Source organism: uncultured Mucilaginibacter sp. (genome assembly GCF_903913935.1).
GTDB lineage: Bacteria > Bacteroidota > Bacteroidia > Sphingobacteriales > Sphingobacteriaceae > Mucilaginibacter.
In genome coordinates, this window is the sequence record NZ_CAIWNH010000296.1 from 1 (window position 1) to 10,936 (window position 10,936).

Genomic DNA, 10,936 nt, shown 5'->3' on the forward strand with positions numbered 1-10,936 from the left:
GCATCTAATGCTTCTACAAGATTAGCAATAAAAATTTAAAATATTAATGGCAATAATAACATTAACAACAGATTTAGGCGATAAAGATATTTATCAGGCTGCCCTTAAAGGAAGTATCCTTAAATTATTGCCCACGGTGAACATTGTTGACATTACCAACAGTGTTGCCGCCTATAATATTCAGCAGGCTGCGTTCATATTAAAAAATAGTTATTACTACTTCCCGGAGGATACTGTACACCTTATTGGCATTGATACGGTATATAACGAGGAGACCCGTTACCTGGCGATCAGGTACAAAAACCATTATTTTGTTGGCGCTGACAACGGGATCTTTTCGCTGATGTTTGATACCGAACCGGAAGAAATATTTGAATTAAATATTATGCAGGACCTTAAATTCCTGCATTTCCCGCTGGCTGATATTTTCGTGAAAGCTGCCTGCCACCTGGCCAATAATGGCAAGCTTTCAGAAATTGGCCTTCGCGTAGTTGAGATCGAGAAAAAAATGAACCTGCAACCTGTTATTGAAAAAAACCTCATCAAAGGCGCGGTCATTTATATTGATTCCTTCCAAAATGTGATCACTAATATCACCAAAGACTTTTTTACTTCTGTTCAACAGGGGCGGCGTTTCCTGCTTTCTTTTAAACGTAATGAAACGATCAATCACCTCAGCTGGCATTATAACGAAGTTCCCGAAGGCGAAAAATTATGCCTTTTCGGAATCAGCGACCACCTTGAGATTGCTATAAATAAGGGTAATGCCAGTGGTTTACTTGGCCTTAACCTTGGCGATACGGTAGTTATTGATTTCCATGATCAGTAAGTTCTACGTTGTCCGGGGCAATTTGACAGGCAACAAATTCATGCTAAATAGCAATTGACAAAACCAATGCCCTGCAATAGCGTTAATCAACTATTAAACCGCATGAAAAAATACACCTTTTTTATCATTTTTATTTTATTAACGGTTGGCGCCCGCGCCCAGCAAAACAGCGATTCACTTGCCTACCAGTTGCAACGATCAAAAATTAACGGAATGCTTGCACTACGAACTCAAAAATTCGGGCAGTACGGTGAAAGTTTGGCGATGCATACCGGCATTTTCGGACTTCAGACGAAAAAAGACATCCGCCGGTCGAATGATATTTTAATTGATATCATCAAAACAGATAATGACATTTATAAGCAATTAAAGATCCTGCTTGATTTCCGCGCTTTTCAGCAAACCCAGGTACAAACGCACTCGTCAGAAGTTGAAGAAAGCAGGATCGGCTATATGACCACGATCAATAAGTTACGAAACCAGGTTGACCAGCTTAAAACAGCAGCACAAAAACAGGAAGCGGATGAAGAAAAAACAATCCGTGCTTTTATCATCGCGCTGGCCGCGATGCTGGTTTTACTTTTATTCCTGTTAACACGCCCACGAAAAGTAAATGCTTAATTTAAGCAGCCAAAACAGAAAAACTACTGACAATATTTTGTCAGTGACAAAATATTGTCAGTAGTTAAATTGTTGATTATAAGTATTTTATTACTTTGTTACAGGTTGTTGCGTGTGTTGCGCAACGCAACAAAATGAAGTATATCCGTTTATTGAACCATGGCTTTTAGTAATTGTAACGAATCGTTTTCAGCTTATAAGATTTAAAATGTTTATGACTATTAATCGTCTTATCTTTATAACAAAAGAAATTTAACACCATTAAATGGCCAGAGGACGACTTAACAGCAGCAATAAACCCGAAGCAGAACTACCCAAAGCGAAATTAAACAAGGAAACTTTAAATAAAGTAAAACGTCTGTTGGCCTATATCAGGCCCTACAGGGGCATGTTTATGGCCGCTTTGTTTTTTTTGTTATTATCAAGTCTGGTAGGCCTGGCATTTCCATCATTTATCGGGGCTTTGATCGATACGGCAAGCGGAAAGCATGTTCGTGCCGGTATTTTACCCAAGACCATCGGGGGCATACTTACCCTTGCATTGATCGTATTGTTTTGCCAGGCGATAGTTTCATTTTTCAGGATCTTATGGTTTGTAAACGTTGCCGAACGGTCGCTGGCTGATATCCGCAGGGATACTTATTTTAAGCTGATCACGTTGCCGATGAATTTTTTCTCCAACCGCAGGGTTGGCGAATTGAACAGCCGGATTTCCGCCGATCTTTCGCAGATCCAGGATACATTGACTACGACCATTGCCGAAATGATCAGGCAAACGGTTTTAATGATCGGTGGCATCGTTTTTATGGCGGTGATCTCCGTAAAACTAGCCCTCGCTTTACTGATCCTGTTGCCGCCTTTAATCGTATTTGCCATTTTCTTCGGGCGATTTATCCGCAAAATATCCAAACAGGCCCAGGATAAACTAGGCGAATCAAATACCATTATCGAAGAAACATTACAGGGTATTGCCAATGTAAAAGCTTTTGTAAATGAAGCATTTGAAGCCGGCCGCTACGGAAAAAACATCAGGGAGGTGGCCGACATTGCTATCCGTGGCGCTAAATACCGCGGTATATTTGTGTCCTTTGTAGTTTTTTTCCTGTTTGGCGCTATTGTGACAATAGTTAGTTATGGCTGTATCCTGGTGAGCCATCATGAACTACAGGTCGGCCAGCTATTTACTTTTGCCTTGTATTCAACTTTCGTATGCAGCGCTATGGGCAGCTTCCCCGACCTTTACGCCAATGTACAAAAAGCGGTAGGCGCAAGTGAACGTGTATTGGAAATATTGGAAGAAAAGGGCGAAGAAGTCTCGATCCGCGAATCAGATAATGTGATCCAACAAAAAATCGAAGGAAATCTTGCTTTTGACAAGGTGATTTTCTCCTATCCATCGCGCCCGGAAATCACGGTATTAAAAGCAATTTCATTTAAAGCCGATGCCGGCCAAAAGGTTGCTATCGTTGGCCCGAGCGGTTCCGGTAAATCAACCATGGCGGCTTTGATACTGCAGTTTTATCACCCGCAGAGCGGGGTTATTTCTTTTGATGGCATATCATCTGACGCATATACCCTCACTGATATCCGTAACCAGGTGGCCATTGTGCCGCAGGACGTAATGTTGTTTGGAGGATCGATACTGGAAAACATAGCTTACGGCAAATTAAGCGCCACTAAAGAAGAGATCATCCAGGCCGCGCAACGGGCCAACGCGCACCAGTTTATTGATGCTTTCCCTGAAAAATATGATACGATTGTAGGTGAACGCGGGGTAAAACTATCCGGCGGGCAGCGCCAGCGGATCGCTATTGCACGCGCGCTGCTTAAAAATCCATCTATCCTTATCCTTGATGAAGCGACTTCGTCGCTCGACTCAGAATCGGAGCGTTTGGTTCAGGAGGCCCTGGAGGAACTGATGAAGGATCGCACTTCCATCATCATCGCCTACAGGCTTTCCACCATCCGCGAAGCGGATAAGATCATCGTGCTTGAAAAAGGAAAGATCATTGAATCAGGCAACCATGCAGAACTGATCAGCAATGAATCCGGCTTATACCGGTATTTGAGCGGGCTGCAGTTTGAAATTGGGTAAGGTCTGGACACGATTTTTAAGGTTGGAGCGATTAACAGGATGTAAGTTATATCGATCCTATAAATCTTTAAAATCCGAAAATCGTGTTAAGACAATAACTCTTGATATATCTTCCCGTATAAATGCCCATATTTATGCCTATGATATTTCGTTTGAAAAATATATTGACCATATCAGCCATTGTATTCCTATGCAATTGCAATAACGAAAACTCCGAAGCTGACAGCATCGCCGTAAAAAGTATCACGGCCGCGGATACACCAGATACCAACAAAATTAACCTGATCAATCAACCACCACTCAACTATGTACGCCCGGGCGCACCGGTTCCGTTAAAAAATATGTTTGGCATAAATGCCTATGAATGGAACTTTGAGGAAAACCCGGGAAGCCCAAACGACAGGAAACATATTTATGAAGACAATATGGTGCTGATTAAAACTTTCAGCGCGGTACGGCATTACCTTAACTGGAACCGGATGGAAGGCGGCAATAAAGGTGATTACTCCTTTAACCCGGCACTAAGTGGAGGCTGGGACTACGACGTTATTTATGAACGCTGTAAAAAAGACGGCATTTTAGTGTTGGCCGATCTTAAAAACATACCGCAATGGATGATTAACACCTACCCTGCCAGTTCAAAGGATAATGACAACGCCCCGGTAATTTATGGCAAAAGCCTGGAAGATCCGGCATCGTATATCGACCAGGCAAAAATGGCCTTTCAATTTGCTGCGCGGTATGGCTACAATAAAAATGTCGACAAATCGCAGGTTAAAGTAGTGACCAAAAAACGCTGGAACGACGATATCCCAAATCAACCCAATATTGGCATGGGCCTGATTAAATATATAGAATGTGGAAACGAACGCGATCGCTGGTGGGGCGGCGACGAAACCCACCAGAATGCAGAGCAGTATGCCGCAAACATGTCGGCTTTTTATGATGGCAATATCGGCAAACTGGGCCCGGATGCCGGGGTAAAAACAGCCGATCCTAATATGCAGGTGGTCATGGGCGGTTTAGCTTCCGCAGACATTAAATATGTGCAAAGGATGATCGATTGGTGCAAAATTCACCGGGGATATAAAAAGGACGGCAGTATTAACCTTTGTTTTGATGTGATCAATTATCACTTATATTCCAATAATGGCGATGTAAGGACGCATAAGCGTGCCACGACAGGTATTGCCCCCGAATTATCAAACAATGGCAGCATCGCCAATGATTTTGTAAAACTGGCCAACAGCCTGCCCCAGCATCCGGAAGTTTGGCTAACCGAAACCGGTTACGATATCAACCAGGAAAGTTACCAAAAGGCCGAGTCCATCGGCATCAAAACCGTATTGCAGGACCAGGCCGACTGGATTTTAAGGACATCGTTGCTGTACATCCGCTACGGCATAAAACGGGTATTTTTTTACCAATTGTTTGACGATCATGCCGGCGGTACTTCGCAATACGCAACTTCCGGCCTAAATGAAGGTATAAAACGACGCCCTGCTGCTGACTATATATTGCAAACAACCAAACTGATGGGCGATTACAATTATATAAAAACCATCAGCAGGGACCCGCTGGTTGACCAGTATACTTTGGGCAAAAAAACGATGTTTGTGCTTACGATCCCTGATGAAACCGGCAGAAAAGGCACCTATATCCTTGATCTCGGCAAAGCCAAAACCGCCAATATTTACCACCCAAAAGCAGGTGCTGATGTGATGGATAAAACCCAGGTAAGTACCATTAACGGTAAAGTAAAAATTGAGGTTACGGAGACGCCGGTGTTTGTTGAAGCAGGGATGAAATAATATTGACGCAGAATATTTTGCAGCTTTAATGATTTTATCCGGATAATTTTCAAAGTCAATATCTATGATTATATTCGGAGGTCAGTAACCTTATTAATACTAAATGGGAAACCCTATGCCGCCAGCCCCTCCACCTATTCCGCGGTGCGACGCATGTTTTAAGGAAATAGAAAACGACGACGTTTTTTGTGCCTATTGTGGCTACCCAATAAAGGGAACAAAGGTTGAACAAAGCGCCTTTATCTTGAAGCAAAATAAGATAGATTATTATAAGGCTGAGATAAAGAAAAAAGTTGAAAACAGAATCGACAAAGGGGCAACAACACTTTTTTGTTTATCCGGTCTTTTCATCTTGGCAGCCATCATTGGCTTTTTTAAATTACAGGATAACCCTCAGGTGTTAGCTTTTGTAATCCCATACCTGATTTTAGGCATCATATTTTTGTTATTGGGCGAATACAGCAAAAAAAAGCCTTTAATGTGTTTTGTTTCTGGCTTATGTTTGTACATCATCGCTGAACTGTACGATATTTCGGAACGCCCGCAAGCCAGCCCGCTTGGTATAATAACAATATTCATCATTATTGTTTTTCTTGTACTAGGCATAAAGTCAGCAGTTGAAATAGAAAAAATCAAAAAAGAAAACAACATATCCTGATCCTTTGCTGCCACTTGAAGATGAACTTCCGGATAAAAAACCATGTATTAAATGCGGTACATTGATTGCTTTGGACGGTAAATTCTGCAACCAATGCGGTGCCAGGCAATCGGCACAAAACACAAATGCACCCGTAAACAGCTGGGGACTACTTCAGCAGGCCGGCCTGTTTTTTGGGATAGATATTGTAGTTTGTGCATTGGCGCAATTTGTCGAGGCCCTGAAGACATTTTCGTTTTTTCTTTTTTCGGATATCGTAATGGCCATCAGCGCAGTTTTATTTTTTAGTTTAAACTGGAAAGAAAGCAAAACCCTTTTAAAATGGCAAAACTTTTCGTGGCAAAAATTAGCCGCATACGCCGCTATAGCGATGGCTATGCAGGTTTTGGTACACTATTCGGTTGATTGGCTCAACCTGGTTGTTTATTCAAAGGATGATGATTATGTTCAACATTTAAACGGCAACTTATTTGGTACATTTCTAGTGGTATTCTTTACGGCCATTGCACCTGCTATTTTTGAAGAGCTGGGTTATAGGGGCTACCTATTACAAACCTTATTAAAGGTTGCTGATAAAGAACAGGCGGTATATATCACGTCATTCCTGTTTGCGATCATTCACATGAGTTTTCTTTCACTTTTCTGGCTCATCCCCTTCGCGCTTTTTTTGGGTTTTGTGCGGATAAAAGAAAACACCCTGTGGTACGGGGTATTTTTTCACTTCTGTTTTAATTTAACGGCGTGTATATTTCAGCTGCTTTAAAATTATTTTTTAAACATTGGCAGCATCGTTTCCGCACGATTTTGCAATATTCGTCATAATACAACAAACAAATCAGTGTAATCACAATTACTAATCGGTGAAATCCCCCTAAAATGCTATTTTTGCGGATCAATGGAACACATTCGTAATTTTTGTATCATAGCGCATATCGACCACGGCAAAAGTACCCTTGCCGACCGGTTGCTTGAATATACCAATACTATTACCCAGCGCGAGTCGCAGGCCCAGTTGCTGGATGATATGGACCTGGAACGCGAACGCGGCATTACCATAAAAAGCCATGCCATCCAGATGGATTATGAGCTTGACGGGCAGAAATATATTTTAAACCTGATCGACACACCCGGGCACGTGGATTTCTCCTATGAAGTTTCGCGCTCCATCGCCGCCTGCGAAGGCGCTTTGCTGATCGTTGACGCGGCGCAGGGCATCCAGGCACAAACCATATCCAACCTGTATTTGGCTTTGGAAAACGACCTGGAGATTATCCCCATCCTTAACAAAATGGACCTTCCGGGTGCTATGCCGGAGGAGGTAAAAGACCAGATCGTTGAACTGATCGGCTGCAAAAGGGAAGAAATACTTGCCGCATCGGGTAAAACCGGTATGGGCGTGCATGAAATATTAAAGGCAATTGTTCACCGTGTACCGCCCCCTGTTGGCGATCCAAAGGCGCCATTGCAGGCTTTGATATTTGACTCCGTTTTTAATTCTTTCAGGGGCATCGTGGCTTACTTTAAGGTGGTTAATGGCGAGATCCGGAAGGGCGACAAGGTAAAATTCTTCGCTACTGAAAAGCAATACAATGCAGATGAGGTAGGTACGTTGAAATTAAAACAATCGCCGCGTGATGTGATCAAAACCGGCGACGTAGGTTATATTATATCAGGGATCAAGGAAGCACGGGAAGTAAAAGTTGGGGACACGATCACACATGTTGATCGTCCCTGTGAAGCAGGTATACAAGGTTTTGAAGAAGTAAAACCAATGGTATTTGCGGGTATCTACCCGGTGGATACCGATGACTTTGAAGAACTGCGTGATTCGATGGGCAAGTTGCAGCTAAATGACGCGGCCCTGGTTTTTGAGCCGGAATCTTCAGCAGCTTTGGGATTTGGTTTCCGCTGCGGCTTCCTCGGGATGCTGCACATGGAGATCATCCAGGAACGGCTGGAACGCGAGTTTGACATGACGGTGATCACTACGGTGCCGAACGTGTCGTACATCGCTTATACCACCAAAGGCGACCCTATTATTGTAAACAATCCTTCTGACCTGCCCGACCCAAGCAGGATCGACTATGTGGAAGAACCTTATATCAAGGCGACGATCATTACCAAATCAGAATTTGTTGGACCGGTAATGTCGCTGTGTATCCAAAAACGTGGATTTATTAAAAACCAGTCGTATTTAACGTCCGACAGGGTTGAACTGATATTTGAAATGCCGATGGGCGAAATCGTTTTCGACTTTTATGATAAGCTCAAAACCATTTCCAAAGGCTAAGCTTCATTTGACTACCACCAGATTGGTTACCGCCGGTCGGACCTAGTACGTTTGGATATCCGCTTAAATGCCGAACCTGTTGATGCATTATCGTCCCTGATCTTCCGAGGAAACTCTTACGATTTCGGTAAAAAGATTTGCGAGAAGTTAAGGGAACTAATTCCGCGCCAGCAATTTGAAATTATTATACAGGCGTCTATCGGCGCCAAGATCATCGCCCGTGAAACCGTAAAGGCCTTGCGTAAAGACGTTACGGCCAAATGCTATGGCGGTGATATTTCGCGTAAGCGAAAACTGCTTGAAAAGCAGAAAAAAGGCAAAAAACGCATGCGGCAGGTGGGAAATGTGGAGATCCCGCAGAGTGCGTTTATGGCGGTGTTGAAATTAGACTAAGCCCCCCGGCCCCCTAAAGGGGGAGCTTTTGATTAGCGAGATTGTGGTGTGGCATTAAAATATTGAATTATTATTCCCCCTTTAGGGGGTTAGGGGGTTGTAAATGCAATTATTAGACGGAAAATACGTAGCAGAAAAAGTTAAGGTTGAAATAGCGGTGGAAGCTGCTAAAATACTGGAAAGAACAGGCCGCAAACCTCATTTGGTTGCTGTACTGGTTGGCCATGATGGCGGGAGCGAAACTTATGTGGCCAGCAAAATGAAAAACTGCGAAGCGGTGGGCTTTAAATCCTCATTGGTACGTTATGAAAGTGATGTTACTGAAGAAGAATTGTTAAACAAAGTAGCTGAACTAAACGCTGACGCAGATATCGATGGGATCATTGTACAACTGCCCCTTCCAAAACACATCGACCCTGAAAAAGTAACGGAGAAGATTGATCACCGCAAAGATGTGGACGGCTTCCATCCTATTAATTTGGGCCGGATGCAGCGCAACCTGCCCTCTTTCATCCCCGCGACACCTTACGGCATCACCCTGATGCTGAAAGAATATAATATCGAAACTTCGGGCAAGCATTGTGTGGTGGTGGGCCGCAGTAATATTGTTGGCTCGCCGATGAGCATTTTAATGGCGCGCAATACCTACCCCGGCAACTGCACCGTTACCGTTTGCCATAGCCGTACGCCTGATATCAAAAAATTCACACTGGACGCAGATATATTGATCGTAGCCATCGGTAAAAAGAATTTTATCACTGCCGAAATGGTAAAAGATGGCGTTGTTGTTATAGATGTCGGAATGAACCGCGAAACCTCCACCCTAACCAAATCAGGTTTTAAACTTTTCGGTGACGTTGATTTTGAAGGAGTATCCCAAAAAGCTTCATGGATAACCCAGGTACCAGGTGGCGTTGGTTTGATGACCATTATTGGGCTATTAAAAAACACCCTTGCATCGGCGAATAAAGAGGTTTACCCGTAAAAGCCTCCACTATTATTGAGGCTGTCTCAAAAGTCTCTCTATGTGAAAGGCAACCAAATTATGTTTTGAAACTTTAGGCCTTTGTGACCATAGTGTACTTTCTTAATGCCCATTGTGGTAAGAAACAAACCACTAAGGGCACAAAGTATTCACTAAGAACACTAAGTCCAAATTTTATTTCGTTTGCTTTTTAGTTCATAGACTTTTGATACAGCCTCATTGTTTCGGTCGTAACACCAAGTTTTCGGTATGTCAAATGCCTTAAAACAGCGTACCCTGTAACAAAAAGAAGATCCCAATGGCGGCAAACCCCATACTGCCGATCCACAGCGCCTTTCGTTTGGTGATGATAGAAATCGCCCCTATCGCTATAGCTACCTGGAAGAGGGTTACGCCACGTGCCAGGATCTTATGTTTGGCCACATGCTCGTCTGATTCCTTTTGCAGGGCCTTTGCTTCCTCACTGATCTTGGCCTGCTCGCGTTTATTGGCGCTTACTTTTGCGGTATCTTTTGCAGCAGGTGTTTTACCCATTGCGATGAGCAGGTTATTGGACGCAGCCAGCACTTCTGATTTAATGCCCTTTGCCTGGTAATAGGCCCACTGGTCGGAGGATTTGATCTGCGCCAGCATAGCTTCGTCAGAATGGTCGCCTGCTAAAAGTCCGGTGATAGCTGCCAGCACGGCAATTACCGCGGTAGTGAGGGCCACATAAAGCACCCAGCGCTCTTTACCTTCTGAGAGGATGTGGTGCGCGTGCTCGTTACTTTGTTCGTGGATATTTTCTGAATAGTTCTCTATTTCGCTCATAAAAATATTTTTATTTTGGCTATTAAACTGGTATTCGTTGAATTGTCGCGTTGCTATTGAAGAAGATCAGGGTCGGCGCCCTCTGGGTCCTTGTAATATTTAATAAACTCAGCAACCTGTGCGGCTTCTTCGTAAGTAAGTTCGCCAATGCCGTCATAGGTCCATTCGCTCATGTCCTCGTTGAAGGAAATATCCCCCATGCCGACCACGCCATCGCTTAATTTGTAAACACCGGTTGAATAATAAACATCTCCCGGTAAAAGTTGGTTTACGGGTATAATTGTAAGGTGCACCGGACCGTCCAGCGTATTGATATCATAACCTACCTGGTTTATCATGGCTTAATCGTTTAATGCAAAATTAGGTTTAATTTATCAGTTATTTTGACGTATAAAGCTAAGAAATCTCAGGCAAAATTTTCATTTTATACTGATTCTAACAACA

10 protein-coding genes and 1 pseudogene are annotated in these 10,936 nt (G+C 43.3%); 9 read left to right on the top strand and 2 right to left on the bottom strand.

Annotated features, from left to right (window positions below; all coding sequences use genetic code 11):
- The first annotated feature begins 46 nt into the window (after nt 1-46).
- The 9 genes and pseudogenes from QZY09_RS11735 (at nt 47) to QZY09_RS11775 (ending at nt 9,682) form a co-directional block, all read left to right on the top strand.
- The gene (locus QZY09_RS11735; protein ID WP_295672599.1) at nt 47-829 is read left to right on the top strand and encodes an SAM-dependent chlorinase/fluorinase; all 783 of its coding nucleotides are present in this window, start codon (nt 47-49) and stop codon (nt 827-829) included.
- 102 nt (nt 830-931) lie between these two features.
- Nucleotides 932-1,450 (top strand): hypothetical protein, encoded by a 519-nt coding sequence (locus tag QZY09_RS11740; RefSeq protein WP_295672601.1) that lies wholly within the window; start codon nt 932-934, stop codon nt 1,448-1,450.
- 265 nt (nt 1,451-1,715) lie between these two features.
- Nucleotides 1,716-3,545, top strand: coding sequence for an ABC transporter transmembrane domain-containing protein (locus QZY09_RS11745; protein WP_295672612.1), 1,830 nt, complete (start codon nt 1,716-1,718; stop codon nt 3,543-3,545).
- Nucleotides 3,546-3,679: 134 nt separating this feature from the next.
- Nucleotides 3,680-5,356, top strand: coding sequence for a hypothetical protein (locus QZY09_RS11750; protein WP_295672613.1), 1,677 nt, complete (start codon nt 3,680-3,682; stop codon nt 5,354-5,356).
- A 92-nt stretch (nt 5,357-5,448) separates the two neighbouring features.
- Nucleotides 5,449-5,526 carry a hypothetical protein gene (locus QZY09_RS24745; protein ID WP_367119213.1) on the top strand — a complete coding sequence of 26 codons (78 nt, stop codon included), beginning with the start codon at nt 5,449-5,451 and terminating at the stop codon, nt 5,524-5,526.
- Nucleotides 5,527-5,600: 74 nt separating this feature from the next.
- Nucleotides 5,601-6,014 carry a hypothetical protein gene (locus QZY09_RS11755; RefSeq protein ID WP_295672615.1) on the top strand — a complete coding sequence of 138 codons (414 nt, stop codon included), beginning with the start codon at nt 5,601-5,603 and terminating at the stop codon, nt 6,012-6,014.
- A gap of 4 nt (nt 6,015-6,018) precedes the next feature.
- Entirely contained in the window at nt 6,019-6,777 is a 759-nt protein-coding gene (locus tag QZY09_RS11760; protein ID WP_295672617.1) for a CPBP family glutamic-type intramembrane protease, read from the top strand.
- 132 nt (nt 6,778-6,909) lie between these two features.
- Nucleotides 6,910-8,697: pseudogene (gene lepA, locus QZY09_RS11765) on the top strand (translation elongation factor 4).
- Between the two features lie 103 nt (nt 8,698-8,800).
- Nucleotides 8,801-9,682, top strand: coding sequence for a bifunctional 5,10-methylenetetrahydrofolate dehydrogenase/5,10-methenyltetrahydrofolate cyclohydrolase (locus tag QZY09_RS11775; RefSeq protein WP_295672623.1), 882 nt, complete (start codon nt 8,801-8,803; stop codon nt 9,680-9,682).
- A 261-nt stretch (nt 9,683-9,943) separates the two neighbouring features.
- Here the strand turns inward: QZY09_RS11775 and QZY09_RS11780 are convergent, their stop codons facing one another.
- The gene (locus QZY09_RS11780) at nt 9,944-10,492 is read right to left on the bottom strand and encodes a DUF4337 domain-containing protein (protein ID WP_096352910.1); all 549 of its coding nucleotides are present in this window, start codon (nt 10,490-10,492) and stop codon (nt 9,944-9,946) included.
- Nucleotides 10,493-10,545: 53 nt separating this feature from the next.
- The gene (locus QZY09_RS11785) at nt 10,546-10,830 is read right to left on the bottom strand and encodes a hypothetical protein (RefSeq protein WP_295672626.1); all 285 of its coding nucleotides are present in this window, start codon (nt 10,828-10,830) and stop codon (nt 10,546-10,548) included.
- Nucleotides 10,831-10,936 lie beyond the last annotated feature (106 nt).